General features: G+C 74.7%; 25 protein-coding genes. 15 read left to right on the forward strand and 10 right to left on the reverse strand.

The window, feature by feature from the left end:
• Positions 1 to 149 precede the first annotated feature (149 nt).
• On the forward strand, positions 150 to 851 hold the full coding sequence (locus ACIP4O_RS12965) for a hypothetical protein (protein WP_401574940.1): 702 nt from the start codon (positions 150 to 152) through the stop codon (positions 849 to 851).
• 15 nt (positions 852 to 866) lie between these two features.
• Here the strand turns inward: ACIP4O_RS12965 and ACIP4O_RS12970 are convergent, their stop codons facing one another.
• Both ACIP4O_RS12970 and ACIP4O_RS12975 read right to left on the reverse strand, forming a co-directional pair.
• Positions 867 to 1,397 (reverse strand): hypothetical protein, encoded by a 531-nt coding sequence (locus ACIP4O_RS12970; RefSeq protein ID WP_361328616.1) that lies wholly within the window; start codon positions 1,395 to 1,397, stop codon positions 867 to 869.
• Between the two features lie 52 nt (positions 1,398 to 1,449).
• On the reverse strand, positions 1,450 to 2,556 hold the full coding sequence (locus ACIP4O_RS12975; protein ID WP_401574533.1) for a magnesium and cobalt transport protein CorA: 1,107 nt from the start codon (positions 2,554 to 2,556) through the stop codon (positions 1,450 to 1,452).
• Between the two features lie 619 nt (positions 2,557 to 3,175).
• On the opposite strand from ACIP4O_RS12975, the gene ACIP4O_RS12980 reads away from it, so the two are divergent.
• The 4 genes from ACIP4O_RS12980 (at position 3,176) to ACIP4O_RS12995 (ending at position 6,355) form a co-directional block, all read left to right on the forward strand.
• Positions 3,176 to 3,778, forward strand: coding sequence for a suppressor of fused domain protein (locus ACIP4O_RS12980; protein ID WP_401574535.1), 603 nt, complete (start codon positions 3,176 to 3,178; stop codon positions 3,776 to 3,778).
• Between the two features lie 101 nt (positions 3,779 to 3,879).
• A complete protein-coding gene (locus ACIP4O_RS12985) occupies positions 3,880 to 4,515 on the forward strand; it encodes a DUF6758 family protein (protein WP_401574537.1) in 636 nt (211 codons plus the stop codon).
• A 137-nt stretch (positions 4,516 to 4,652) separates the two neighbouring features.
• Positions 4,653 to 5,531, forward strand: coding sequence for a PHP domain-containing protein (locus tag ACIP4O_RS12990; RefSeq protein ID WP_401574539.1), 879 nt, complete (start codon positions 4,653 to 4,655; stop codon positions 5,529 to 5,531).
• Between the two features lie 218 nt (positions 5,532 to 5,749).
• Positions 5,750 to 6,355 (forward strand): MarC family protein, encoded by a 606-nt coding sequence (locus tag ACIP4O_RS12995; protein ID WP_361328631.1) that lies wholly within the window; start codon positions 5,750 to 5,752, stop codon positions 6,353 to 6,355.
• A gap of 138 nt (positions 6,356 to 6,493) precedes the next feature.
• Here the strand turns inward: ACIP4O_RS12995 and ACIP4O_RS13000 are convergent, their stop codons facing one another.
• Positions 6,494 to 6,646: a hypothetical protein gene (locus ACIP4O_RS13000; RefSeq protein WP_203607069.1), complete on the reverse strand. Its 153-nt coding sequence runs from the start codon at positions 6,644 to 6,646 to the stop codon at positions 6,494 to 6,496.
• A gap of 312 nt (positions 6,647 to 6,958) precedes the next feature.
• On the opposite strand from ACIP4O_RS13000, the gene ACIP4O_RS13005 reads away from it, so the two are divergent.
• Positions 6,959 to 7,891 (forward strand): NYN domain-containing protein, encoded by a 933-nt coding sequence (locus ACIP4O_RS13005; protein ID WP_401574542.1) that lies wholly within the window; start codon positions 6,959 to 6,961, stop codon positions 7,889 to 7,891.
• Positions 7,892 to 7,926: 35 nt separating this feature from the next.
• Here ACIP4O_RS13005 and ACIP4O_RS13010 read toward each other — a convergent pair whose 3' ends face one another.
• Complete coding sequence (locus tag ACIP4O_RS13010; RefSeq protein WP_401574544.1) at positions 7,927 to 8,787, reverse strand: alpha/beta fold hydrolase; 861 nt, start codon at positions 8,785 to 8,787, stop codon at positions 7,927 to 7,929.
• Between the two features lie 143 nt (positions 8,788 to 8,930).
• Complete coding sequence (locus tag ACIP4O_RS13015) at positions 8,931 to 10,550, reverse strand: DEAD/DEAH box helicase (protein WP_401574546.1); 1,620 nt, start codon at positions 10,548 to 10,550, stop codon at positions 8,931 to 8,933.
• 480 nt (positions 10,551 to 11,030) lie between these two features.
• Between ACIP4O_RS13015 and ACIP4O_RS13020 the strand changes: the two genes are divergently transcribed.
• Positions 11,031 to 11,747 (forward strand): ferritin-like fold-containing protein, encoded by a 717-nt coding sequence (locus ACIP4O_RS13020; RefSeq protein WP_361328644.1) that lies wholly within the window; start codon positions 11,031 to 11,033, stop codon positions 11,745 to 11,747.
• Positions 11,748 to 11,930: 183 nt separating this feature from the next.
• Here ACIP4O_RS13020 and ACIP4O_RS13025 read toward each other — a convergent pair whose 3' ends face one another.
• From ACIP4O_RS13025 to ACIP4O_RS13040, 4 genes are all read right to left on the reverse strand, one after another.
• Positions 11,931 to 12,206 (reverse strand): hypothetical protein, encoded by a 276-nt coding sequence (locus tag ACIP4O_RS13025; RefSeq protein WP_401574549.1) that lies wholly within the window; start codon positions 12,204 to 12,206, stop codon positions 11,931 to 11,933.
• A gap of 216 nt (positions 12,207 to 12,422) precedes the next feature.
• Positions 12,423 to 12,650, reverse strand: a complete 228-nt coding sequence (locus ACIP4O_RS13030) for a DUF3107 domain-containing protein (protein ID WP_007822359.1) — start codon at positions 12,648 to 12,650, stop codon at positions 12,423 to 12,425.
• Between the two features lie 191 nt (positions 12,651 to 12,841).
• Positions 12,842 to 13,492 (reverse strand): TetR/AcrR family transcriptional regulator, encoded by a 651-nt coding sequence (locus tag ACIP4O_RS13035; protein WP_361328650.1) that lies wholly within the window; start codon positions 13,490 to 13,492, stop codon positions 12,842 to 12,844.
• A gap of 191 nt (positions 13,493 to 13,683) precedes the next feature.
• Entirely contained in the window at positions 13,684 to 13,869 is a 186-nt protein-coding gene (locus ACIP4O_RS13040; RefSeq protein WP_401574551.1) for a hypothetical protein, read from the reverse strand.
• Positions 13,870 to 14,019: 150 nt separating this feature from the next.
• Between ACIP4O_RS13040 and ACIP4O_RS13045 the strand changes: the two genes are divergently transcribed.
• The 8 genes from ACIP4O_RS13045 to moeZ all read left to right on the forward strand — a co-directional run bounded on the left by ACIP4O_RS13045 (position 14,020) and on the right by moeZ (position 24,277).
• Complete coding sequence (locus tag ACIP4O_RS13045) at positions 14,020 to 14,976, forward strand: alpha/beta fold hydrolase (protein ID WP_401574553.1); 957 nt, start codon at positions 14,020 to 14,022, stop codon at positions 14,974 to 14,976.
• 346 nt (positions 14,977 to 15,322) lie between these two features.
• Complete coding sequence (locus ACIP4O_RS13050; RefSeq protein WP_401574555.1) at positions 15,323 to 16,702, forward strand: DUF3152 domain-containing protein; 1,380 nt, start codon at positions 15,323 to 15,325, stop codon at positions 16,700 to 16,702.
• A gap of 92 nt (positions 16,703 to 16,794) precedes the next feature.
• On the forward strand, positions 16,795 to 16,887 hold the full coding sequence (locus ACIP4O_RS13055; RefSeq protein WP_401574558.1) for an Ms4533A family Cys-rich leader peptide: 93 nt from the start codon (positions 16,795 to 16,797) through the stop codon (positions 16,885 to 16,887).
• 597 nt (positions 16,888 to 17,484) lie between these two features.
• On the forward strand, positions 17,485 to 19,680 hold the full coding sequence (locus ACIP4O_RS13060; protein ID WP_401574561.1) for a DUF3492 domain-containing protein: 2,196 nt from the start codon (positions 17,485 to 17,487) through the stop codon (positions 19,678 to 19,680).
• 20 nt (positions 19,681 to 19,700) lie between these two features.
• Complete coding sequence (locus tag ACIP4O_RS13065) at positions 19,701 to 20,906, forward strand: hypothetical protein (protein WP_401574563.1); 1,206 nt, start codon at positions 19,701 to 19,703, stop codon at positions 20,904 to 20,906.
• 118 nt (positions 20,907 to 21,024) lie between these two features.
• Complete coding sequence (locus ACIP4O_RS13070; protein ID WP_361328683.1) at positions 21,025 to 22,038, forward strand: NAD-dependent epimerase/dehydratase family protein; 1,014 nt, start codon at positions 21,025 to 21,027, stop codon at positions 22,036 to 22,038.
• Positions 22,039 to 22,264: 226 nt separating this feature from the next.
• Entirely contained in the window at positions 22,265 to 23,035 is a 771-nt protein-coding gene (locus ACIP4O_RS13075; protein ID WP_401574565.1) for a spherulation-specific family 4 protein, read from the forward strand.
• A gap of 63 nt (positions 23,036 to 23,098) precedes the next feature.
• Positions 23,099 to 24,277, forward strand: a complete 1,179-nt coding sequence (gene moeZ, locus ACIP4O_RS13080) for an adenylyltransferase/sulfurtransferase MoeZ (protein ID WP_008745743.1) — start codon at positions 23,099 to 23,101, stop codon at positions 24,275 to 24,277.
• A 153-nt stretch (positions 24,278 to 24,430) separates the two neighbouring features.
• Here moeZ and ACIP4O_RS13085 read toward each other — a convergent pair whose 3' ends face one another.
• The gene (locus ACIP4O_RS13085; protein WP_401574566.1) at positions 24,431 to 25,963 is read right to left on the reverse strand and encodes an alpha/beta hydrolase; all 1,533 of its coding nucleotides are present in this window, start codon (positions 25,961 to 25,963) and stop codon (positions 24,431 to 24,433) included.
• Positions 25,964 to 26,037 lie beyond the last annotated feature (74 nt).

The following is a 26,037-nucleotide window of genomic DNA, read 5'->3' on the forward strand; positions in this document are numbered from 1 at the left end:
CGGACGCGGGGACGGCGGTACGGGAGCCCCAGGGCGCCCCGGTACGCTGCGGGCCCAAGATCCGTGTCCCCCGCTCCCGGATGAGAGGCCCGTCCCCGGTGACCCCCCGCGCCCTGCCCCGACCGACCAGGACCGTTCTCGCGGGCGCCGTGTGCGCCGCTCTCCTCGGCGGGCTCGGCGCCTGCGGCAAGGACCCGGACGAGGGAACCAACGGCGTCGGCAAGCTCTCCGCCGAGCAGATCCACCGCAGGACCACGGCCGCGGCGGGCGGCGCGCGCTCCGTACGGCTCAAGGGCAACCTCATCAGCGGCGGCCACACCTACACGCTCGACATGCGCCTGACCGCCGAGGGCGGCACGGGCACGGTCCGCACCAAGGGCGCCGACTTCTCCCTGCTGCGCGTCGGGAAACACCTCTACCTCCGCGCGGGCGCCGCCTTCTGGGAGCACGAGGCGGGCGGGGCGGAGGGCGGCGGGAGCGCGAGGACGGCGGCGGGCAAGCTCGACAAGAAGTACGTCAAGGTGCCGCCCGAGGACCCCTCCTACAAGCGACTGAGCCTCTTCACCGACAAGGAGACGCTGCTCGACGGGCTCCTCGGGCTCGACGGCGAGGTCGTCGCGGCCGGGCGGAGCGAGAGCGACGGCGTCCGCACGGTCCGCGTCGCGGGCGACAAGGGCGCGGGCGCGCGCATCGACGTCTCGCTCGAAGGCGAGCCGTACCCGCTGAAGCTGCGCAGGGCGGGGGACGCGGGCACGGTCGCGCTCAGCTCCTGGAACGCGGCGCTCGACCTCAAGGAGCCGGGACTCGACGAGACGGTCGACTACGGGGACGGGCTGCTGCCGCCGACGTGAGGACCGCGCACCCGCTCACTTCCTCTTCCGCCCGCGCCCGAGGAGCAGCTTCGGCAGCGGCGCCGGGCGGGTGACCCGCGTCGACGCGGGGCTCGGGGGCGGGGGAGCGGCGAGCGAGGAATCGGGCGCGGGCAGCGTCCCGGACTCGTACGACGGGAGGAGGCGCAGCACCCGGCACTCGCGGGCCCAGCGCTCCGGCATCGTCTCCGCGTCGGGCGCGTTGAGCCGCTTGCCCTTCAGCTCGGCGACCGCCTCGTCCCACGCGGGCGAGCCCGCCGCGAGTTCCACGACGGCGGCCCGGAAGGTGACGAGCCGTACGCCCTTGTCCTTGCTCCGCACCGTCACCTCGGCGCCGCCGCCCGCCGCGAGCCCGGGCAGCGGCTGCTCCCCGGGCCCGTCCCCGACGAGCAGCACCGCACCCTCGTGCCACACGTGCCACAGCGCGCGGGCGGGGTCCGTGCCCTCGCCCCTCACCCACACGAGGGACGACTTCTTCGCGGCTTCCTCGACGAGGGCGCGGTCGAGCGGGGTTGCGGCGGCAGTCATACGAGCAGCGTAGCCACCGCCGCGCGCGGGCCCGGCCCCGCTCCCGCGTCCTTCAGAGCCAGCCGTTGCGCTTCAGCGTGCGGTGGATGCCGAAGCAGATGACGAGGATCGCGCCGAGGACCATCGGGTAGCCGTACGTCCAGCGCAGCTCCGGCATGTGCTTGAAGTTCATCCCGTACACGCCGCAGATCATCGTCGGCACCGCGATGATCGCCGCCCACGAGGTGATCTTGCGCATGTCCTCGTTCTGCGCGACGGTCGCCTGCGCGAGGTTGGCCTGGAGGATGGAGTTGAGGAGTTCGTCGAAGCCGACGACCTGCTCGTGGACGCGCGCGAGGTGGTCGTGGACGTCGCGGAAGTACTTCTGGATGGCGGGGTCGATGAGCCGCATGGGGCGCTCGCTGAGCAGGTGCAGGGGGCGCAGGAGCGGCGCGACGGCCCGCTTGAACTCCAGGATCTCGCGCTTGAGCTGGTAGATCCGGCTCGCGTCGACACCGCGCGAGGCTCCTTTGCCGGGCGCCGTGAAGACCTCGGTCTCGACCTCGTCGATGTCGTCCTGGAGCGCGTCGGCGACGAGGAGATAGCCGTCCACGCAGTGGTCGGCGAGCGAGTGGAGTACGGCGGAGGGGCCGTGCGCGAGGAGGTCCGGGTCGTCCTGGAGGCGGTGGCGCAGGCCGCGCAGCGAGCCCTGGCCGCCGTGCCGGACGGTGATCACGAAGTTCCGCCCGGTGAAGCACATGACCTCACCGGTCTCGACGATCTCGCTCGTCGCGGTCAGCTCCTCGTGCTCGACGTAGTGGACGGTCTTGAAGACGGTGAAGAGCGTGTCGTCGTAGCGCTCCAGCTTGGGGCGCTGGTGGGCGTGGACGGCGTCCTCGACGGCGAGCGGGTGGAGGCCGAACTCGGCGGCGATGCCCGCGAACTCGGCCTCGCTCGGCTCGTGCAGGCCGATCCAGGCGAAGCCGCCGCCGAGCCGGACGAGTTCGACGGCCGCGTGCGGGGTCAGGGTGTGCGAGGTGGGCACGCGGCGACCCTCGCGGTAGACGGCGCAGTCCACGACGGCGGAGGGCACCTGGGGGTGACGGTCCGTCTCGTGGGGAGCGGGCACCTTTCGGGCGGAGGGGCGGACCACGGCACGCAGGCTGGGAATCATCGACATGGTGCTGCTCCTTCGTGCGCGACCGGGCGTGCCGGGCGGAACCTCCCGAAACGGGGACGTGCGCCACACCGGGCACGTCCGCACATCGGGGAGCACCGCGAGGAGCGGTGCGCGGTCTGCGCTGCTGATGGGGTCTCCCGGGCGGGCGGGAGGGGGGATCAGGCGGTGACGAAGTGCTCTTCCGTGTGCCCCGCGATCAGCGGCGAGAACGGAAGGGAAAGAGGCGTTTACCCCCGTGGGACCCGGGTATGTACGGCCTCAAGTTCCGGTCCGGGCCCCCGAGGAGGGGCACGGCACCGTCAAGCGGAAGAGCGGGTGGTACTGCACGGTCGACTTCGATCCATGGAGCCCCACCTCCTCCAGCCGGTCCCTCGTGAGGGACGGGTGACCCGAAAATCCGGGAGTACAGCGGCCGGGCTGAGAGCGTGCTTCTGCGCGCTGCCCTGACCAGCGGCCAAGCCTAGCAGTCGGCTGTCCTGTCAATCCCCGTTTTGCCCGCGCGATACGCCTTGCCTACGCGGCCTTTACGCGACGGGTCGCTTCGTGCTGCCTGGCCGCTCGCGTTCCGTGCTGCCCGGCCGCCCGCGCTCCGCGCGGCCCCGCCGCGTACAGTCGCGGCATGGCAGCCGACGTACTCGCCCTGGTGGAGGCCCGACTGAGCAGCGCGCTCGGCGAGAGCGACGCGCGCGCGGGCGTCACCTTCCTCGGCGCGGAGCGCATCGAGGTCCTGCGCTTCCTCGACACGCGCGAGGACTCCGCGCCGCTCGTGCGGTACGCCACGCTCGGGATGTCCGCCGCGCCGATGACCGACCCCTCCGCCTTCCTCGCCGACCCGGTCGAGGGCCCGCGCGCCGAACTCGTGCTCTCGGTACGGGCCGGGCGCGCCGACACGGACAAGGTCCTCCGCCCCCTCGCCGTCCTCGCCGCCTCGCCGCAGGTCGAGGGCGTCGTGATCGCGCCGGGTGCCTCGCTCGACGTGGGCGAACCGCTGTGGCCCGGCGCCCCCTTCACCTCGGTGCTCGTCGCCGAGCCCGGCGGCCTCGTCGAGACCCTCGACCTCGACCCCCCGCTCGACCCGGTCGCCTTCCTCCCCCTCCTCCCGATGACCCCCACCGAGGCCGCCTGGAAACGCGTCCACGGCGCGCAGGCCCTCCAGGAGAAGTGGCTCGCGCACGGCACGGACCCGCGCGACCCGCTGCGGGGCGCCGTCCCGCTGGACTGAGTGGCGCCCCGGCTCCGGCCGCGCCCCTGTCCCGCTCCCCGGTGGCCGGGTCACGACCTCGGACCTTGACGGAGGCACGTGCGGCGGGGAACGTGGGCCGCATGAGGGGGGACGTCCGTTGTCCGCGGTGCGGTGGCCGGGTGAGCGCGCCCGGCCTCTTCGCCGATGACTGGTGCTGCCCCGCGCACGGCGCCGTACCCCCCTTGCAGCCCGCGCTGCCGCCCGGGCCCGAGGAACTCGCCGCCGTGGTGCGGCGCGCGAAGGTCCCGGTGTGGATGCCGTGGCCGCTCCCCGTCGGCTGGCTCTACACGGGCGCGACCTCGGCGGGCGACGCCCGCACCGGAGCGCTTGCCACCGTCCTCGCCTGCGCGGGCCCGGGGCCGCAGGGGACGAGTGAACTCCTCCTCGTCGCCGAGCACCCCGGCCTCGGCCTCGGCGCCCACCTCGCCGGGGTGACCGGCACGGCGATCGACGAGGGCAAACCGGCGGCGGGCACCGCCCTCGCCGCCGGGCTCCCGGTCACGCTGTGGCGCCTCGCCGAGGCCCCGCCCGACCGCACGGTCCTCCTCGGCGACGCGGGCGGCGTCCGCCTGTGGCTCATCACCCGACCCGAGGCCACCGCGGCGATCGACCCGGAGGAACTCGTCCTCGCCGACCTCCGCGAAGCCGCGTCCGAACTGGAGTTCCTGCCGTTCGGGGCGCTGACCGGGACTCTCCTTCAGGGGCCGCGCCCCTGAGCGGCCGCCCCGCCCGGAATTCGTACCCTCACGCGGGCTTTATCCTGGAAGCCGCCCGGCGATCCCGGGCCCCACCCGCCTCCAGGTACCGGCCCACCCGCCTCCGTACCGAACACCGCCCCGAAGGAGCCCGTGCCGTGCGTGTCGACCTGCACACCCACTCCACCGCCTCCGACGGCACGGACACCCCCGCCGGGCTCGTCGCCGCCGCCGCGGCGGCCGGACTCGACGTCCTCGCGCTCACCGACCACGACACGACCCGCGGCCACGCCGAGGCCGCCGCGGCGCTCGCGACGCTCGACCGGCCCCTGACCCTCGTGCCCGGCGCCGAACTCTCCTGCCGTCTCGGCGGCATCGGCGTCCACCTCCTCGCCTACCTCTTCGACCCCGGGGAACCCGCGCTGCTCCAGGCCCGCGAGCTGATCCGCGACGACCGCGTGCCCCGGGCCAAGGCCATGGTCGAGAGCCTGCGCGCGCTCGGCGTGCCGATCACGTGGGAGCAGGTCGCGCGCATCGCCGGCGGCGGCTCCGTCGGCCGCCCGCACCTCGCGTCCGCGCTCGTCGAACTCGGCGTCGTGGGCACCGTCTCGGAGGCCTTCACCCCGCAGTGGCTCGGCGACGGCGGGCGCGCCTACGCGCCCAAGGCCGAACTCGACCCCGCCGAGGCCATCCGCCTCGTCAAGGCCGCGGGCGGCGTCAGCGTCCTCGCCCACCCGCTCGCCGCCTCGCGCGGGCGCACGCTGAGCGAGGAGGCCATCGCGGCGCTCGCGGCGGCCGGGCTCGACGGCCTGGAGGCCGACCACCCCGACCACGACCCGGCGACCGCCGCGCGCGCCCACGCGCTCGCAGCCGACCTCGGCCTCCTCGCGACCGGCTCCAGCGACTACCACGGCACCCGCAAGACGATCGCGCTCGGCGCCCGCACGACCGACCCCGAGGTCTACGCCGAGATCATCCGCCGCTCCACGGGGGCCTTCCCCGTCCCCGGCGCCGGCGGAGCCGCCCGCACCGCCTGAACCACCCACCTCTTCCGGCCGGTCCCGCCCGGGACCCGGCCGGCTTCCGCGCGCGCCGCCACGCCACCCCGTACCGGGGCAGGGCGCGGCGGCGCGTCGCGGGGCGTGCGCTTCGTCATGGTTCAGGGTGCCGGTACGCGCCCCTCGCACGCCGCTCCCCCCGTACACCCGCCCCCGCCGTGCCCGCAGTGCGCCGGGGAACCTCAGCAAGGCCCCACGTGTTCGACTTCGCCGTCTTCGGCTCGCTCTTCCTGACCCTCTTCGTGATCATGGACCCGCCCGGGATCACGCCGATCTTCCTCGCCCTCACGGCGGGGCGCCCCGCCAAGATGCAGCGGCACATGGCTTTCCAGGCGGTGTGCGTCGCCTTCGGCGTCATCGTCGTCTTCGGCATCCTCGGGCAGCAGATCCTGGACTACCTGCACGTCTCGGTGCCCGCGCTGATGATCGCGGGCGGGCTCCTCCTGCTCCTCATCGCGCTCGACCTGCTCACCGGCAAGACCGACGAGCCGCAGCAGACCAAGGACGTCAACGTCGCCCTCGTCCCGCTCGGGATGCCGCTCCTCGCGGGCCCGGGCGCGATCGTCTCGGTCATCCTCGCCGTGCAGCACGCCGACTCGGTGAGCACGCAGATCTCGGTATGGAGCGCGATCCTCGCCATGCACCTCGTGCTGTGGGCGACGATGCGGTACTCGCTCGTCATCATCCGCGTCATCAAGGACGGCGGCGTCGTCCTCGTGACCCGCCTCGCGGGCATGATGCTCTCCGCGATCGCGGTCCAGCAGATCATCAACGGGATCACGCAGGTCATCAAGGGCACGTGAGCCGTCCCGTACGAGCCTCGGCGGACGGGACCCGCGCGCCCGGTACGCACGAGGGCCCCCGTCCGGCGGGTGCCGGGCGGGGGCCCTGAGTCGTCATCAAAGGTGCGGCGGCCCTGCGGGCCGTCGCGGGATACGGCGTTACGAAGCCGGAGCCTCTGCCGGGCGGATGTAGAGCCGCTGACCGATCTCGGCCGCCTGCTGAACGATCCGCTTGACGGAGGCCGCGTCCACGATCGTGCTGTCCACTGCGGAACCGGTCACGTCGTCGAGGCGCATGATCTCGAAGCGCATGGGGCTTCTCCCTTCGTCCGGGTGATCCTCCAAAGGAGAACTGTGATGCGAGGGTCTGGACCCAGTCTCGCCCCCGTACACGGCACGGGGCGTTGCCCGTCCGTTACGAGTGGATTGCGAGACTCGGATACCCCCGCTCCTGATAGGTACAACGAGTTGCCCTGAGCAAACATTCCCTTGGCTAAGGAAAACTTTCGACGGCCTAAGTACTTGACACGCGGGGCCGACCGCCCCTCTCGCTCCCGCCGCACACCTGCGCACCACCCCGCGCGGTTGTGCGCGCCCCGCGCCGATCGGGACAATGAGCCCCCTATGAACCAGGAACCCGTGGACACCGGCACCCGACTCGACCGCATCGACCGGCTCCTCGCCCAGATCGCGGGGGAACTCGCGGGAGCCGCGACGCACGCGATCTTCGTCGACGCCGGTTATCTCTACGCGGCGGCGGGACGGCTGGTCACCGGTACGGAGGACCGCAAGGGCTTCGAACTCGACGCCCAGGGCCTGATCGACGCGCTCGTCGACTGCGCGAGCCACGTCTTCCCGCACAGCAGGCTCCTGCGCGTCTACTGGTACGACGGCGCCAGGCGCCGCATCCACACCGCCGAACAACAGTCCATCGCCGAGCTTCCCGACGTCAAGGTCCGGCTCGGCAACCTCAACGCGAACAACCAGCAGAAGGGCGTGGACTCCCTCATCCGCGGCGATCTCGAATCCCTCGCCCGCCACCGCGCCATCGGCGACGCCGTCCTCCTCGGCGGCGACGAGGACCTCGTCCCCGCCGTCGAGGCCGCGCAGGACTTCGGCGCGCGCGTCCACCTGTGGGGCATCGAGGCCCCCCAGGGCCTGCGCAACCAGGCCGACCCGCTGCTGTGGGAGGTCGACACGCAGCGCACCCTCGACCTCGCCTTCCTCAAGCCGTACGTGACCCGCCGCACCGTCGTCACCTTCGACGACGCCGTCGTCCCCCGCCCCACCTGGGACGACGTCCACTTCGTCGGCAAACGCGTCGCCGCCACCTGGTACAGCACCAAGGGCCCCGAGTCCCTCGCCGCGCTGCTCCCCGGCCCCTACCTGCCGGGCCCGGTCGACCAGGACCTCCTCATCGAGGCCGAAGCGCTCCTCCAGTACTCCCTGCGCGCCCAGCCCGACCTGCGCCGCGCCCTGCGCGACGGCTTCTGGGAGCACGTGCGGACCCTCTACCCCACGCCGGACAGCGGGCCGGAGACGAGCGCGCGGGGCTGAGCCACCGGGCAGGCCTCGCCTTCCGGGGCAGGGCCTCACCTCGCCGGGTGCGCGTCCCAGAAGGCGAGCAGCGCCTCGGCCGTCTCCTTCGGGCGGTCCGTGTTGGGGGAGTGCCCCGCCCCCGCGACACGGGTCCGGGGCGCCCCGAGCCGCAGCGCCATCGCGTCCAGCCACTCCACCGGCCAGGTGTCGTCGCTCTCGCCGGAGACGACGTGCACCGGGACCCCGCTCGCGGCCAGCTCGGCCACCCGGTCCGGCTCGGTCGCCAACTGCTTCCCCGTGGTGATCAGTTGAACGGTACGGGTACGCAGCCACCGCTCCCGCAGCCGCAGATCCCGCTCGGTGGCCGGGCGGGCGGCGGCCTCGGCGGCCTCGGGGGACTCCAGCGCCGCCATCGCCTCCCACACCGCCCCCTTCTCCATCGCACCGAGCGCCTGCGAGAGCAGCGCGAGCTTCTCGATCTGCCCCTGGGAGGTCGCCGCGGGCCCGGCGGACATGATCGTCAGGCTCGCGAAGAGGGCGGGCTCGGCGATGACGGCGGCGCGCGCGATGAGCCCGCCGAGCGAGTGCCCGAGCAGGTGCGCCCGCCCGCCCAGCGCCCGCGCGAGCGCGCACACGTCGGCGGCCAGCTCCTCGGGCGCGTACGCCTCGGGCGACTCGGGGCCCTCGGTCTCGTACTGCCCCCTGCCGTCGACGGAGACGACCCGGTAGCCCCCGGCGCCGAGCGCGGGCAGGAGCGGCAGGAAGTCCTCCTTGCTCCCGGTGAAACCGGGCAGCAGGAGCGCCACGGGCGCCCGCGCGGCGCCGGTCGCGAGCGCGGCGAACTCCCCGCGCGCGGTCGGGACGGTGAGCCGGTCCGTGCCGGGCGGGGGAACGAAGGTGGGCGGCCTGCTCATGGGACGGAGGCTAGCGGGCGGCGCGGGGCTTGTCGCGGGACCCTCGCGCCAGGGGTGGGGACAGCAGGCGACCCCGGGACCCTGTCGCGGGTCCCGGGGTCGTCGGTGCGTGCGCGGCCGGGCGCGATGCCCGGCTCCCGGACTCAGTCCTCGGCGGTCTCGGCCGCGGGGCGGCGCGTCCGCGTGCGGCGGCGGGGCTTGCGCGCGGCGCCGGTACCCTCGCCGGACTCCGTGCCGGCGGTCGCGGCCGCGACGGGCTCGGCCGTCCGCTTCTGCTCCGGCACCTCGGCGCCCGAGCGGGCGACGGCGGTGGCGGCGGAGCGGGTGCGGCGGCGGCGCGGCTTGCGCGGCGCGTCCTCGGCGCCGTCGCCGGTCGCGGGTGCCTCGGCGCCCTGCTCGCCCGCGGTCGCCGCGACGGGCTCGCCGTTACGGGTGCGACGGCGGCGGCGCGGGGCGCGGGGCTCGCGCTCCTCGGTCGCCTTCTCCTCCGTACGGGAGTCCTTGCGGTCCTCCGTACGGGCGCCGCCGCGAGCACCGGCCGGGGCGGAGCCGCCGCGTTTGCCGCGACCGCCCGTCTCGCCCAGGTCCTCGACCTGCTCGGCGTCCAGGCCCGCGCGGGTGCGCTCGCTGCGCGGCAGCACACCCTTGGTGCCCGCCGGGATCTTCAGTTCCTCGAAGAGGTGCGGCGAGGTCGAGTACGTCTCGGCGGGGTCGGGGAAACCGAGACCGAGCGCCTTGTTGATGAGCTGCCAGCGCGGGATGTCGTCCCAGTCGACGAGCGTGACGGCCGTACCGGAGCGGCCCGCGCGGCCCGTACGGCCGATGCGGTGCAGGTAGGTCTTCTCGTCCTCGGGCGTCTGGTAGTTGATGACGTGCGTGACGCCCTCGACGTCGATGCCGCGCGCGGCGACGTCGGTGCACACGAGCACGTCGACCTTGCCGTTGCGGAAGGCCCGCAGGGCCTGCTCGCGGGCGCCCTGGCCGAGGTCGCCGTGCACCGCGCCGGCGGCGAAACCGCGGCGCTGGAGCTGCTCGGAGATGTCGGCGGCCGTCCGCTTCGTACGGCAGAAGATCATCACGAGGCCGCGGCTCTCCGCCTGGAGGATGCGCGCGACCATCTCGGGCTTGTCCATCGAGTGCGCGCGAAAGACGTGCTGCTCGGTGTTGGCGACGGTGGCGCCCTCGTCGTCGGGCGAGGTCGCGTTGATGTGCGTGGGCTGCGACATGTAGCGGCGCGCGAGGGAGACGACGGCGCCCGGCATCGTCGCCGAGAAGAGCATCGTCTGCCGCTTCACGGGCAGCATCGCGACGATCTTCTCGACGTCGGGCAGGAAGCCGAGGTCGAGCATCTCGTCGGCCTCGTCGAGCACGAGGGCCCGCACCTTGCTGAGGTCGAGCTTGCGCTGACCGGCGAGGTCGAGGAGACGGCCCGGGGTGCCGACGACGACGTCGACGCCCTTCTTGAGCGCCTCGACCTGCGGCTCGTAGGCGCGGCCCCCGTATATGGCGAGGACGCGGACGTCGCGCACCTTGCCGGCGGTCTGGAGGTCGTTGGTCACCTGCGTGCACAGCTCGCGGGTGGGCACGACGACGAGGGCCTGCGGCGCCTCGCTGAGCTTGTCCGGGGTCGCGCGCCCGGCCTCGACGTCGGCGGCGACGGTCACCCGCTCCAGGAGCGGGAGGCCGAAGCCGAGCGTCTTGCCGGTCCCGGTCTTGGCCTGGCCGATCACGTCGGAGCCGGACAGGGCGACGGGCAGGGTCAATGACTGGATGGGAAAGGGGGAGACGATGCCGACGGCTTCCAGCGCCTCGGCCGTCTCGGGGAGAATCCCCAGGTCCCGGAAAGTCTGCGTAGTCAGGATGTTGCCTCTTCGTTAAGGCGGTACGAGGGAACATGAGGGGTCTTGACCGTGCCGCGGACCGCCGGCCGCTGTAACGGGGACGGGCCGGGTCGCGTCGCGGGACCTCTGCCCACGCTCACAGCGCTCATACCGCTGAGGGTCCCTCGCAAGCCGTACGCGCGAAAGGCGCGAGCGGCCCGCAGGGCTGTCGGGTCGGAGCCGATCGGGCCACCGACCGGGCATCCTCGGTACACCCGCTGAACACATGGACATATTCGGCGGGCTCCTTTACCACCATACCCCCAAAGCCCGCAGGCGTGTCGGTTCGAGGCCACACGTAGCGGTCATCACACCTGTCGGCCGCCCGGGTGCGCGGCTGTGCGCGCGGGCTATTGTGCGGTCATGGAGACGCCAGACACCGCCCCCGCGACCACCGCACGTGACTGGGCCGCGAGCTCCGTCGAGCCGCACTACAGGGACGCGGTCGTCGACCTCCTCGGCGCCCTCGCCTACGGCGAGCTGGCCGCCTTCGAGCGCCTCGCCGAGGACGCCAAGCTCGCCCCGGGCCTGAAGGACAAGGCGGAGCTGGCCAAGATGGCCTCCGCCGAGTTCCACCACTTCGAGAAGCTGCGCGACCGGCTCACCGAGATCGACGCCGAGCCCGCCGAGGCGATGCAGCCCTTCGCGACCGCGCTCGACGCCTTCCACCAGCAGACCGCGCCCTCGGACTGGCTGGAGGGCCTGGTGAAGGCGTACGTGGGCGACTCGATCGCGAGCGACTTCTACCGCGAGGTGGCCGTGCGCCTCGACACGGACACCAAGGACCTCGTCCTGACGGTCCTCGCGGACACGGGGCACGCGGACTTCGCGGTGGAGAAGGTGCGCGCCGCGATCGAGGCGGACCCGCGCGTCGGGGGCCGCCTCGCGCTGTGGGCGCGCCGCCTGATGGGCGAGGCGCTCTCGCAGGCCCAGCGGGTCGTGGCGGAACGCGACGCACTCTCCACCATGCTCGTCGGCGGCCTCGCGGACGGCTTCGACCTCGCGGAGGTGGGCCGGATGTTCTCGCGGATCACCGAGGCGCACACGAAGCGGATGGCGGCTCTGGGCCTGGCCTCCTGAACCCGGCCGCCCGCGCGGCCCGGCCCGAACGGCCCGGTCCGCGCGGCGGCGGGCCGGGGGTGTCCGCCTGTTCGGCCGCGGCGCCCGAGGGCCCACCGACTGACGGTTTCCGGCCATTCTCCGGCGGTACGGGGCGGGCCCCACGCGGTGCCGGCGAGGTGGCAGCCGCGCGGCGGGGGCCGCTCAGGCGGTGGCGCGCTCGCGTGGTCGATCGGGGGCGGCCTCGGGTCGCAGCAGCAGCGAGAGCAGCGCCGCCGTGACGGCTGTCGCGGCGAGGAGGCTCAGCGGCAGGTGGCCCGGGCCCAGAGAGCTGTGCGCCACGAAGGCGCCGAAGAGGCCGCCCACGCCGCCCGTCGCGTACACGAGCGCCTGAGGCGGCAGCCGCCCGGGCAGGCGGCGCAGCGCCATGGTGGCGAGCACGAGACCGAGCACGGCGGCGCCCAGCGCTTCCACGATCATGCGATCCTCCCGGCACCGAGGGGCAATTGGGTTGAAGCCGTCCTACCCCCGCACCAGCCCCACAACCCCGCCGGTCGCCGGTGAACGCGGGTTCGGGAGGTCGCCCGGCGGGCGGAACCCGGCACCGGCCCGCGCGCACGAGCAGAGGCGGCCCCCCGTGGGGGACCGCCTCCGGAACGCCCGGTCTGCCGGGCTGGGCGCCCGGCCGGTGTGGGCTCAGGCCACGCCGAAGCCGACCTTGCGGGGAGCGGACTCGCCGATCTCCACGTACGCGAGCTTCGCGGCGGGGACGAGGATCTTGCGGCCCTTGTCGTCCTCCAGGCTCAGCAGCGGGGACGTGCCCCCGAGCGCGTCGGCCACGGCCTTCTCGACCTCGTCGGCGCTCTGCCCGCTCTCCACAACGATCTCGCGCGGCGCGTGCTGCACCCCGATCTTGACCTCCACGGCTATGTCCCTCCGACGGTCACCGATGTGCGCGACACAGCGCGCCGTACGCGCCCCACATTAGCCCGGCGAGGGGACCCCGCTGAGCGGAGCCCGGCACGCCCTGAGCGAACAGACGCGAGGCGGGGCCGTACGACAGGGCCCGGCCCCGCGCCCCCGGCCCCGTGCCGCCGCGTCGCCGTACGCCCGCCTCAGTCGCCCTGCGTCTGCTCGCTCCCGTACAGCGGGAAGCCCGCGATGCCGCGCCAGGCGAGCGAGGCGAGCAGTTGCACCGCCGTGTCGCGCGGCACGCTGCGGTCGCTGTGCAGCCAGGAGCGGGCCACGACCTGCGCGAGGCCGCCGAGCCCGGAGGCGAGCAGCATCGACTCGTCGCGCGAGAGGCCCGTGTCCTCCGCGATGACGTCGCAGATCGCCTCCGCGCACTGCGCCGTCACCCGGTCCACGCGCTCGCGCACCGCGGGCTCGTTGGTCAGGTCCGACTCGAAGACGAGCCGGAAGGCTCCGCCGTCGTCCTCGACGTAGCCGAAGTACGCGTCCATCGTCGCCAGCACGCGCTGCTTGTTGTCGGTCGTCGACGCGAGCGCCGCGCGCACCGCCTGGAGCAGCGCCTCGCAGTGCTGGTCGAGCAGCGCGAGATACAGGTCGAGCTTTCCGGGAAAGTGCTGGTAGAGGACCGGCTTGCTCACCCCGGCGCGCTCGGCGATGTCGTCCATCGCCGCCGCGTGGTAGCCCTGCGCGACGAAGACCTCCTGCGCCGCGCCGAGGAGCTGGTTCCGGCGCGCGCGGCGCGGCAGCCGGGTGCCCCTCGGGCGCGCTGCCTCTGTCTGCTCGATGGCGCTCACGCCGCCTCCCAGGATCGTTGCCTTCACGGAACGGTGCCCGCGCCCGCCATCGTACTTTTCGGTAACCGCCCTGTGCGCGCCCTGCGGCAGCTTTTCACCAGGCGGACACGGGCTTTGTGCTGGTCACGGCCGTGTCGGGACGATAGCGACGGGTTTGGCGGCCCTACGGCGGTACGCGGCCCGCCCTGGCGTCAGCGGTACTCCTCCTCGTCCTCCTCCACGACGAGTTCCTGCTCCGCGCGGTCCGCGTCGTCCACCGCCTCGGTGTCCTTGCGCTCCAGCGGGGAGTGTTCCTCCTCCTCGTCCTCGAAGGTCTCGGGCTCCTCCGGGTCCGCCGGAGGCTCCTCGGCTCGCGGTTCCTGGGGATCGATCGTCATGGCACTCGCCTTTCAGGGCCCGGGTGACACGGAGCGGACGGAGCACGGACCGCGGCTCCTCGTTCAGATTGTCAGGGTACGTCCCTTGTGTCCCCTGGTGTGACCGCCCGCACAGGCTCCCCGGGCGTGACCCTCTCGTAACATGGCCGCGTGTCCCCGGAACCGTCTTCCCTGCCCGCCGCCGCCGAACCCCGGGTGAGCCCCGTCCCCCTCGCCCAGGACGAGGAGCTGCGCACCCGCCACCTGCCGGGCCGCACGCTCGCCGTGCGCTCCGTGCCGCCCCCGCGCGAGGGACTGCCACCGGCCCTGTACGTGCACGGCCTCGGCGGCTCCTCGCTCAACTGGTCCGCGCTCCTGCGGCTGCTGCGCGAGGACGTCGAGGGCGAGGCGCTCGACCTGCCGGGCTTCGGGGACTCCCCGCCGCCCGACGACGGCAACTACGGGATCTCGGCGCAGGCGCGCTCCGTCGTCGCGCTCCTGGAGGCGCGCGGGGGCGGCCCCGTGCACCTCGTCGGCAACTCGATGGGCGGAGCCATCGTCACCCGCGTGGCCGCCGCGCGCCCCGACCTCGTCCGCACCCTCACGCTCATCTCGCCCGCCCTGCCGGAGATACGGGTGCAGCGCAGCGCCGTGCCCACCGGGCTGCTCGCCCTTCCCGGCGTCACCGCGCTCTTCAACCGCCTCTCGCGCGACTGGACCGCCGAGGACCGGGTGCGGGGCGTGCTCGCGCTCTGCTACGGGGATGCCGGGCGCGTCGACGAGGACGGGTTCCGGCAGGCGGTCGCCGAGATGGAGCGGCGCCTGGCGCTCCCATACTTCTGGGACGCGATGACCCGCTCGGCGCGCGCGATCGTCAACGCGTACACGCTCGGCGGACAGCACAATCTGTGGCGCCAGGCCGAACGCGTCCTCGCGCCCACGCTCCTCGTCTACGGCGCCCGTGACCAGCTCGTCTCGTACCGCATGGCCCGCAAGGCGGCCAGGTCCTTCCGCGATTCCCGGCTGCTGACCCTGCCCGAGGCGGGCCATGTCGCGATGATGGAATACCCCGAGGCCGTCGCGGAGGCGATCCGCGAGCACGTGGCCCGGAGCGGGCGGGCCGGCTGAGAACGCCGGGTAGCGTGCTCCCTGCCCGGTAGGGGGCGCTTTCCGTGAATGCGGCGACTTGGCCCCGTACGGCGGCTACGTTGCCCTGAGCGGCGCGGACCCTGCCCCCGTGCCGCGTGCACACTGCCTCGTGCGGCGCCGATGGCGCCGGGGCGAGCGCGTAGGTTGCGGGGCAGGAGCGTGCTCCGGTGACGGGCCGCCGGGCGGAGTGCGCAACGCCGGGCATCCGTGCCGGGCTTGGACCGGGAGTGGTGCCGGGCTCGGAACCGGGCATCGGTGCCGGGCCCGGAACCTGGGCTTGGAACACAGCGAGACGACAGCGCGAGACAGGAAGCCGAGGGACCGCGTGGGACGACACCGCCGTCCGCCGAACCCGCAGGACCGTACGCCGGGCGCGGCCCCCGCCCCGCCGCCGTCCCCCGACGCCACCCGCGCGCGCTCGCGCGAGGTCCCCGCCCAGGGCGCCCCCGGCGCGGTGCCGCGGACCCAGGGCGCCCCGGGTGCCGTGCCGCGAGCGGCGGCCGAGGGGCCGGAGTTCCGCAAGCCTCTTCCCCCCGCCCGGCCCCCGGCACCCCACGTGCGCGGCCCGCACCCCGAGGCCGCCGAGCCCGCGCGGCCCGGCGTGGACGAGGGGCTGCTCGGTGCCGGGGAGCGCGCGGACGTGGCGGGCGAGGGTCCACGGCGCGAGTACGGCGAGGGTCCACGGCGCGAGTACCTCGACGCCTTCGAACGGCCCTTCGGGGCTGCTGCGCCGCCCGCCGCCCCCGCCCCCGCCCGCGTCGAGGCCGCGCAGCCCCGCGCGGACGACGAGGGCCAGGAGGGCGACGTCGACCTCTTCACCCCCCGCGCCAAGACCCCGCCGTCCCCTGCCGCGCCCCCCGCGGACGGCGAAGGCGGCGAGGGCGAGCCCCCCGCTCCGGCGCCCCGGGCCGGGAGCGGCGGGCACAAGGGGCGGCTCATCGCGGGGGCCTGTGCCGCCGCGCTCACGCTCGGCCTCGCCGTCGCCGTCTCCGGGCAGCACCACGACGGGGCGGGTTCGCTCGACGCGAAGGCGCAGGCCGCGCCGCCCTCCGTGGACGCCAAGCGCTCCGTGCCGAGCGAGCGCCCCTCGCCCTCGGCCCCGCCCACGTACGACGAACTCATGGGCCGTACGTACCCGCTCGCCGCCGACGCCCAGGGACCCGGGACCTTCACGGCCGTCCCCGGCAGCGCGCGGGCCCCGCGCCAGGGCGCGCGACTGCTCAGCTACCGCGTCGACGTCGAGGACGGACTCGGGCTCGACGGGCAGCTCTTCGCCGACGCCGTGCAGAAGACCCTGAACGACGACCGCAGCTGGGCCCACCAGGGGCAGCGCGCCTTCCAGCGGATCTCCACGGGGCAGCCCGATTTCGTGGTGACCCTCGCGAGCCCCGGCACGACCCACGTGTGGTGCGCCAAGTCGGGGCTCGACACGAGCGTCGACAACGTCTCCTGCGACTCCGCCGCGACCCCCCGCGTCATGATCAACGCCTACCGCTGGGCGCAGGGTTCGACGACGTACGGCGACGCGATCCACCCGTACCGGCAGATGCTCATCAACCACGAGGTCGGCCACCGGCTCGGGCACAACCACGAGAGCTGCACGCAGGACGGACAGCTCGCGCCCGTCATGCAGCAGCAGACGAAATTCCTCGATCACGACGGCATCACCTGCCTGCCCAACCCCTGGCCGTTCCCCGCGAACTGACGGCCCGGCAGGCAGCCCGCGAGACCGGTCGGGGTCCGAATGTGACCGGTCTCGCTTTGACAGCTGTCCGTGTATCGATCATTTTTTTGCGCATGTCGAACGCCCGCATCGCGCCGCAGTACGCCTTCGAGCTTGTGCTCATCGGCGTCACCGCGCTGTGCGTGGCCGACATCGTCTGTCTCTGACCCCGCGTTCCCCCGACGCCCGCCGCCTTCTTCCCCGGCCCCGCGTCGGCCTCTCTCGCAACGCTCCGGGTCGCACCCCTGTCTCCTCGCCCCCATTCCAGGACGCGCGCCTGCCCGCACCCCCGGAGCGCCCCCCTCCGGCCCGTCGTGCGTGCCGCCCGTTCAAGGAATCCCGCATGTCCCGTTTTCCCCCTCGTCGGGCTCCTCGAACCGAGCGCGGGCACGGTCGCCTACGGCGCGGGGGCGGCCCCGGGGCGGGCGGCCACCGCCGGACGGTGACGGCGCACGCGGCGCCATGGCGGGCGTACGCCGCCGAGCCGCGTGCCGGTACGCGGTCCGTACGCGGTCCGTACGCCGCCGGACGGAGCAACCGCGGGCGCCCCGAGAAGGAGCGCCCGCGCGGCCTCGCGCGCACGTAAGCCCGCTTTCGCGCCCCTAAAACGCCCCCGCCCGGGATTGGTTACGACTCTTCACCCCTTCCGGTGGTCCGACGGACAACCGTCCGCCGGACCACCCATACCTGCGCATACCTTCGTCCCGCTGTGGGTCGCCGACCGAAGGGCGGCCCCGTGACCGGGAGATCGGGGGTGCGCGCCCGTGCGCATAGGACTGCTGACCGACGGCGGCTATCCGTACGTCAACGGCGAGGCGAGACTCTGGTGCGACCGCCTCGTGCGCGGTCTCGACACGTACGCGTTCGACATCCACGCCTTCAGCCGCGGCAGCCGTCAGGAGGACCTCGGCTGGGTCCGCCTGCCCGCCCACGTCCACCGGGTCCGTACCGCCGCGCTGTGGGACGCCCCGGAGGAGTGGCCGCGTCCCGGCCGCCGCGTGCGCCGCGAGACGCTGGAGCACTTCGCGGCGCTCGCGACGACCGCGTGCGCGGCGACGACCCCGCCCCCCCCGCCTCCCGCGCCGCCCGCGCCGCTTCCCGCGAAGGCCCCCGGCCCCCTCCTCGGCCTCACCGCGCTCGCCGGGATCACCCCCACCGCCTCCCCGGCGGCCACCCCGTCCGACGCCCCCGTACCGCCCGCGGTGAGCCCCTTCACCGAGGCCCTCCTCGGCCTCACCGCACTCGCCCAGGACCACGGCCCGCTCTCCGGGCTTCTGCGCTCCGAGGCCGCCGTGCGCGTCCTGGAGCACGCCTGCCGCGCCCCGGGCGCCGTCCCCGCCGCGCGCCGCGCCCGCGTCCCCGACCTCCTCCTCCTCGCCGACCTCCTCGAACGCGCGCTGCGCCCGCTCGCGCTCGACTGGTACGACGAGGACGGACTGGGCGGCGTCGCCCTGTGCCACGCCACGACCGGCGGCATCGCCGCGCTCCCCGGGCTCCTCACCCACCACCTCCACGGCGTACCGCTCCTCGTCACCGAGTACGGCGTCCGGCTGCGCACCCTCTACCTCGACGGCGCCCGCCACCTCGACGAGGACGAGGCGACCACCGCGCGCACCCTCGGCGCCCCCGTCCGCGCCGTGCTCGGCGGCTTCCACCGCGCCCTCGCCGCCGACGTCTACCGCGCCGCCTCCCTCATCACCCCCGGCAACGCCCACGCCCGCCGCTGGCAGGAACGCTGCGGCGCCGACCCGGCGAAGCTCCGCACGGTGTACCCGGGGATGGACGCGGAGCGCTTCGCGAGGGTCGCGGGGGCCTCGCCGAGCGGTGCGCGGGGCGGGGAGTCCGCCCGGGCGGGGGGCGGGGAGTCCGCCCGGGCGGGGGGCGGGGCGCCGCACCGTACCGGTGGCCCCGCGTCCGTACGGGTGCCGGGCGGCGGGCCCTCGGGCGAGAAGACCGCCGCCGACGCGGGCTCCGCCGAGGCCGTCGAGGTGCGGATCGCCTACGTGCCGGGCGAGGTCGAACCGCTCGGCGGGCAGGCGCGGCCGTACCGAGGTGCGGGGGAGCGGCGCGCACCCGTGCTCGGGCGGGCCTTCGCGCGCGCCGACGCCCCGCCGCAGGCCGCGTCCCCCCGTCCCGTACCCGCCTTTGACGAGAGCGCGCCCCGCAGCGGCTGGGACCTCGTGTGGGTCGGGCGGATCGAGCCCGCCAAGGACCTGCACACGCTCCTGCGCGCCTTCACGACGGTGCACGAGGCGGAGCCGCGCGCCACGCTGCGGCTCGTCGGCACCGCCGAGGACGACGCGGCCCGCGCCTACCTCGAATCCTGCCGCGCCCTCACCGCCGAACTCTTCCCCGCCGACCCCGCAGGGCGCCCCTGCCCGGTCCGCTTCGACCTGGAAGCGGGGGAGGAGGAGCACGGGGCGGGGTCCGGTGCCGGTTCCGCGCCCGAGCCCGCGCCCGGTTCCGCGTCCGCGCCCGAGCCCACGCCCGAGTCCGAGCCCGGTTCCGCGCCCGGTCTCGACCTCGCCGAGGTGTACGCGGGTGCCGACGCCGTCGTCCTGTCCAGCACGGCCGAAGGCTTCCCCATCAGCCTCGTCGAGGCGATGTTCTGCGCGCGCGCCACCGTCTCCACCGACGTCGGCGCCGTGCTCGAAGTCGTCGGCGGCACCGGGGTCGTCGTCCCGCCGCGCGAACCCGCGGCCCTCGCCGCCGCCTGCCTCGGACTGCTCCGCGACCCCGAGCACCGCGCCCTGCTCGGCGCGGCGGCCCGCGCCCGCGCCCTCGAACTCTTCACGGTCGAGCAGAACATCGCCGCCTTCCGCGCGATCTACCGCCGTCTCACCGAAGCACACCCCGCGCCCCCCACCGAGACCCTCGTCCCCGTCCCCGGCGCCCGCACCTCGTCCTGGGCCGCCCGCGACCTGACCACGACCGGGCGCGCCATGGAGGCCACCCGATGACGCGCCCTGGAGGCCCCCCGATGAGCAGCCCGACCCGCACGGGCACGGCCGAAGGCCGGCCGCCGGGACCGACCGGCCCGGACCCCGCGGCCCCGGCGCCGTCCGCACAACCGGGCCCGCCGCCCGCCGCCTCGTCCTTTGCCGCGGACCCCGTCAAGAGCCTCATGCTCATCCACCACGACCTGTGCGCCGACGCCGTCGACCCGCTGGAGATCGCCGCCGGACTCGAAGCGCGCGGCGTCACCGACCGGACCGCGCGCGCCTACCGCCACCGCGACGTCTTCGCCCTCGCCGAGGAGATGTACGCGCGCGTCCCGCACACCGGGGACCACGCCGCCGACGAACTCCACGCCGCCCCGGCCACCCCCCGCGCCCGCGGCCCCCGCGTCCTCGCGCGCCTGTTCCTCCTCCCGCTCCCCGCGCTGCTCGCGTCGGCCGGGCTCGCCGCCTGGCCGCACACGGCGGGCAGGCCCCGCCTCGCGCTCGCCGCCGCGACCGGTATCGCCGTCCTCCTCGCGCTCCGCGCCTGCCTGCGCCGGGGCCCGCTCGGCAGCCGCTTCCCCGCCGCGCCCGGCACCGCCGCGTACGTCCTGCTCCTCCTCGCCGCGGCGCTCTACGGCGAGGGGCTCATCTCGCAGGCGATCAGCGGCGGCCCCGACGGTTCCTGGGCCCCGCGCACCGCCCCGCTGCTCGCCCTGCTCGCCTCGCTCGTACCCGCCGCCGCGTGCGTGCGCGCCTTCCGGCGCGGCGCCGGACGGCGGCTCGGCAGCAGCCGCAGCCTCGACGACTTCGCCGCCGCCGTGTGGCCGCTCCTGCTCGCGCTCTTCGCCCTCTACCTGTGCACCCTGTGGGGCCTGCTCGGCGTCAGCGCCGCGACCCTGCACCAGGCCACCGGGCTCCTCTCGGCCGGAAGCCTCGGCGCGCTCCTGCTGCTCGCCCGCCTCATGGTCCAGCACGGCCGGGCCGAGGCCGCGCGCGCCGCGCTCCTCATCGCCTGCGGCGGGCAGTTCCTCGCCCTCGCCTCGCTCTTCGCCGCGCGGCTGCCGGGCGCCGCCGCGCTCGCCACGCCCGTGGAACGCCTCACCGCCCTCGGCGGCACGGGAGCCGTCCCCGCGCTGGCCTGCTCCCTCGCGGTCCTCACGCTCCTCGTCCACTCGGTCCCCGCCCTCTCCCGCGCCTCCGCGCACGCGAAGGCCGCCGCGGACACGCCGGACGAGGCGCGGTGACCCCTCAGCCCTTCCCCCCTCCCGCGGAGCCGACACCGCGGGCCGAACCGACCCACGGCACCACGCCCGAAGGAGAACGCGCCATGACCCCCACCCTCACCACCACCGGAGGTGCCCGATGAGGGTTCTGCTGATCGGAGCCGGCGGCTACCTCGGCCGCTTCGTCGCCGACCGCCTCCTCGCCGACCCGGCCGTCCAGCTCACCGTCCTCGGCCGGGGCGACGACGCCGACGTCCGCTTCGACCTCGCCACCGGCAGCCCCGGAGCGCTCACCCGCTTCTTCGACGCCGTCCATCCCGGGGTCGTCGTCAACTGCGCGGGGACGGTACGGGGCGGCGCGCGCGACCTGACCCGGCACAACACCGTCGCCGTCGCCACGATCTGCGAGGCGCTGCGCCGCAGCGGCTGCGGCGCGCGCCTCGTCCAGCTCGGCTGCGGGGCCGAGTACGGGCCGAGCCAGCCCGGCTCGTCCACCGCCGAGGACGCCGTGCCCCGCCCCGGCGGCCCGTACGGCGTCAGCAAACTCGCCGCGACCGAACTCGTCCTCGGCTCCGGGCTCGACGCCGTCGTCCTGCGCGTCTTCTCGCCCGTGGGCCCCGGCACCCCGGCCGGTTCCCCGCTCGGGCGGCTCGCGGAGGCGATGCGGCGCGCCATGCAGTCGGGGGACACCGAGCTGAAACTCGGCGGGCTCGGCGTGCAGCGCGACTTCGTCGACGTACGGGACGTCGCGCGCGCCGTGCACGCGGCCTCGCTCTCGGCCGCGCAGGGCGTCGTCAACATCGGCTCGGGGCGGGCCGTACGGCTGCGCGAGGCGGCGAGCATCCTCGCCCGCGTCGCCGGGTTCAACGGCACGCTCCACGAACTCGATTCGCCCCCCGGCTTCGGCCCGGGGCTCCCGGTCCGCGAGCACCACGGCGGCCACGGACCGCTCCGCCCCGCGATCGGTCACCCGCGCGGCGACTCCGACCACACCCTCTCCGCGCCCGCCGCTCCGCACCCCTACCCCGACGGTTGCGGTCCCTGGCAGCAGGCCGACGTGCGCACCGCGCGCGACCGGCTCGGCTGGCGCCCCCGTATCAACCTGGAGGAATCCCTCGCGGACATCTGGATGGAGGCGGCATGCCGGATGTGACCGGCCCGGATCTCCGCACGGGCCGGACCGTTTCCCCCGGGCGCAACACCGCCCGGGGGGAGGGGGTGGGCGCGTGAAGAACGAGCGACCCGACATGCTGGGCCGGCGCGGGCGCCGAAACGTATCTGCGAAGGCGCCCGCATCCCCCGGTCCCGCCCCCGCGCCCGCACCCCCCGGGCCCGTACCCCCTGCTCCCGTTCCGCCCCCCGCCCCCGCGCTCCCCGCCGTGGCCCCGCGCTCCGGCGCGCCCGCTCCCGACGTCCCGCCCCCCCGCCTCGCCCTGCCCGCGCTCCCGCACCCACTGCTCGCGCCGGGGGAGTGGGCCGAGCCGCTGCGCGAGGACGCGGGTGTCCACTGGGTGGTCCTCGACGTGGACAACGGGCCCGGGCAGCGCCCCGACCCCGACTGCCTGCTCGCCGCCGGGCGGATCAGCAACGCGCGCAGGCGGCGCGGGCCCGGGGCGGCGCTCGTCCTCGGACGGCTCGATCTCGCGTACGGGGCGACCAATCCGCACCTCGTCCTCGCCCAGGCCCGCGCCTGGCGCGACTGGTACCACGTCGACGGCTACTACCTGCACCGCTGCCCGGCCGAGGAGCGGTGGCTCCCCGCCGTGACGCGCCTGCTCGCCCGCGTACGGGCCCTCGGTCCCGCCCACGCCGTCCTCGGCCACGGCGTCCACCCGCACCCCGGCTACGCGGACCTCGCCGGCCAACTCGTGACCTTCACCGGTCCCTGGAGCCGTTACCGCTGGTCGCGACCGCCCGAGTGGACCGTGGACCTGCCCGCCGACCGCTTCTGCCACCTCGTCCACTCGCTTCCGGCGACCCGCCTCGACGAGGCGCTGCGGCTCGCCCGCTGGCAGGGCGCGGGCACCGTACTGGTCACCGACCGGCGCCCCCGCGCGCCGCAAGAGGCGGGGGAAATGGGGGTATTCGCGGCGCTGCCCGGTTACTGGGACGAAATCGTCTCGCGGACCGGACGGGGTGTCTCGGAATGAAAAGCGTCATGGCACTGTTACGGGCAGAAGCAGTCTTCCGAAAAACCGACCAACGGAGTTGCCGTGTCGCTGCCACCCCTGGTCGAGCCAGCCGCTGAGCTCACCGTCGATGAGGTCCGCAGGTACTCGCGCCACCTGATCATCCCGGATGTCGGGATGGACGGACAGAAACGGCTCAAGAACGCCAAGGTCCTCGCCGTCGGCGCGGGCGGCCTCGGCTCGCCGGCCCTGATGTACCTGGCGGCGGCCGGGGTGGGCACGCTCGGCATCGTCGAGTTCGACGAGGTCGACGAGTCCAACCTCCAGCGCCAGATCATCCACAGCCAGGCCGACATCGGCCGCCCGAAGGCCGAGTCGGCGCGCGACACGGTCAAGGGCATCAACCCGTACGTGAACGTGGTCCTGCACGAGGAACGGCTCGAAGCCGACAACGTGATGGACATCTTCAGCCAGTACGACCTGATCGTCGACGGTACCGACAACTTCGCGACCCGGTACCTCGTCAACGACGCCTGCGTGCTGCTGAACAAGCCGTACATCTGGGGCTCGATCTACCGCTTCGACGGCCAGGCGTCCGTCTTCTGGTCCGAGCACGGCCCCTGCTACCGCTGCCTCTACCCGGAGCCCCCGCCCCCCGGCATGGTGCCCTCCTGCGCCGAGGGCGGCGTCCTCGGCGTGCTGTGCGCCTCGATCGGCTCGATCCAGGTCAACGAGGCCATCAAGCTCCTCGCGGGCATCGGCGAGCCGCTCGTCGGGCGCCTGATGATCTACGACGCCCTGGAGATGAAGTACCGCGAGGTCAAGGTCCGCAAGGACCCCGACTGCGCGGTCTGCGGCCCGAACGCCACGGTCACCGAGCTCATCGACTACGAGGCCTTCTGCGGCGTCGTCTCCGAGGAGGCGCAGGAGGCGGCGGCGGGATCGACGATCACTCCGAAGCAGCTCAAGGAGTGGATCGACGACGGCGAGAACATCGACATCATCGATGTCCGCGAGCCGAACGAGTACGAGATCGTCTCGATCCCGGGCGCGCGCCTGATCCCGAAGAACGAGTTCCTGATGGGCAACGCCCTCCAGGACCTCCCGCAGGACAAGAAGATCGTCCTGCACTGCAAGACCGGCGTCCGCAGCGCCGAGGTCCTCGCCGTCCTCAAGTCCGCGGGCTTCGCCGACGCGGTGCACGTGGGTGGGGGCGTGATCGGCTGGGTGAACGCGATCGAGCCGGAGAAGCCGGTGTATTAGGCGGGGGCGGGCGGCCCTGTTCGCGCGGGGTCGCCCTCCTTCTGGGGCTCCGCCCCAGACCCCGCTCCTCAAACTCCCCCAGCCTTCGGCCGGGGGGACCCCCAGAGGGGCTGCATTTGTTGGCGGGCCGTTAGATCAAGCCCCTCCGGCTCCTCAGCGGCACTCCTTGCCGGGGCGGGGCACGCTTCCCCGGAGCAGATACGCGTCCACCGTGCCGTCCACGCACTCGCTGCCGCTTCCGTACGCCCCGTGCCCCTCTCCGTGCCAGATCAGCTCCACCCCCACCCCCTTGCCGAGTTCCTCCGCCATCCGGGCCGCTCCCTCGAAGGGGGTGGCCGGGTCGCCCGTGTTGCCGACGACCAGGATCGGTGGGGCGCCCGGGGCGGAGACCTCGGGGGTGGTGCGGTCGCCCCGGGCGGGCCAGTCGTGGCACCAGCCGGCCGTGTCCCAGCCGAGGAACGGGCCGAAGACCGGGGAGATCGCGCGGAACTCGGCGAGGTGGGCGCGGGCCTGCGCCGCGGTGGGGCGGGTGCTGTCGTCGGCGCAGGAGATGGCGCGCTGGGCCTGGGCCTGTTTGCCGTAGTGGCCGTCCGGGGCGCGGTCGTTGTAGGAGTCGGCCAGGGCCAGGAGCGGTCCGCCGTCGCCCGCCCCGGCGGCGTCGAGCGCCCGCGTGAGCTGGGGCCACGACCCCTCGCTGTAGAGCGGCGAGACGAGACCCGTCACGGCCAGCGACTCCGTCAGCTCGCGGCCCTTGCCGGCGGGGAGCGGGTGCGCGTCGAGGTCCTTCAGGAGCGCGGCGACCTTCGCCGTGCCCGCCTTCGGGTCCTCGTCGAGCGAGCGGAAGTAGGCGTTCAGCGCCCGCTGGAACCCCCGCGCCTGCCCCTTCGCGTGTTCCACCGTGCCCGCCGCCGGGTCCACGACCGCGTCCAGCACCATGCGGCCCACGTGCCGCGGGAAGAGGTGCGCGTACGTGCCGCCCAGCTCCGTCCCGTACGAGACGCCGAAGTAGTCGAGCTTCGCCTCGCCGAGGACCCTGCGGAGCAGATCGAGGTCCCGCGCGGTGTTCGCCGTCGTCAGCTCCGGCAGCAGCGCGCCCGTCGTCCTGGCGCAGCTCTTCCCGAAGGCGCTCGCGTCCGCGAGGAAGGCGCGCTCCTCGGCCGGTGTGTCCGGGGTCAGGTCGACGGTGCGTTCGGCGCGGGCCACGGCCGCGTCGTCGCGGCAGTCCACCCGCGCGCTCCCGCCGACGCCGCGCGGGTCGAAGCTCACGAGGTCGTACGCGCGGTGCAAGGTCCCGTACCCCGGCGCGAAGAGCGGCAGCAGGCTCACGCCCGAGCCGCCCGGGCCGCCGAAGTTGAAGACGAGCGAGCCGCGCCGCTCACCCGTGGCCGCGCCGCGGATGACCGCCATCCGCAAGGTCTCGCCCGCCGGCTTCGCCCAGTCCACGGGCACGGTCAGCTTCGCGCACCGCCACTCCCGTCCCGGCGCCGCGTACCCCTCGGTCGCCCCGCACTTCTTCCACGCGAGCTTCTGCCCGGTGAGCGCGCGGGGCAGCCCCGAGGAGGGGGAGACGGACGGCGCGGGCGAGGCGGAGGGGGAGCCCGGCCCCGCGTTCCCCGGGGGGTCGCCCTTCGAGCCGCTCGTGCACCCGCCCAGCACCACGAGCACCGCGAGCGCGAGGAGCGCCACGACGCCCCGCCGCCCGCGCGCTCCCCGCCTCAGCGCCGCCCCGCGCCGACGCGCCGCCCCGCGCCCAAGCGCCG

It is taken from the genome of Streptomyces sp. NPDC088923 (assembly GCF_044749745.1).
Taxonomy (GTDB): Bacteria; Actinomycetota; Actinomycetes; order Streptomycetales; family Streptomycetaceae; genus Streptomyces.